Below are 296 nucleotides of genomic sequence, written 5' to 3'. Positions count from 1 at the left end.
ACGGCGCTACCTAAAAAGGAATGAGCTCAGATGTTTGTTGCCAGCCTTGCACAATAAAGCCGATTCTTTTTCAAGGATGGACACAGTTGTTTGCCTGGTGATTTTTGCACAATCGCTATGCTGGCGTTGGCAACTCGAAGGCCAGAATACAGAGCTAAAACGCCGCAAACGCTTTACTCGACGCCGACACAAATTTAAATTGCGGCGCAACTCAGGGAAACAACTCCAATCTCTCCCAACGCCAGCCAACACAATGAAGGATGTTACTTTATCAGACTTGAAGTTGACTTTGCTTC

The 296-nt window shown here is 46.3% G+C and carries 1 protein-coding gene; it reads left to right on the top strand.

Features of this window, described 5'->3' with window-relative positions; genetic code table 11:
* Positions 1-76: 76 nt before the first annotated feature.
* Positions 77-296: hypothetical protein (locus ACY2RQ_RS19935; protein WP_490114761.1), on the top strand; the 220-nt coding region annotated here is incomplete at its 3' end.

Source organism: Parendozoicomonas sp. 209JJ7-1 (genome assembly GCF_058147085.1).
This window is presented reverse-complemented; position numbering and strand designations above follow the sequence as displayed.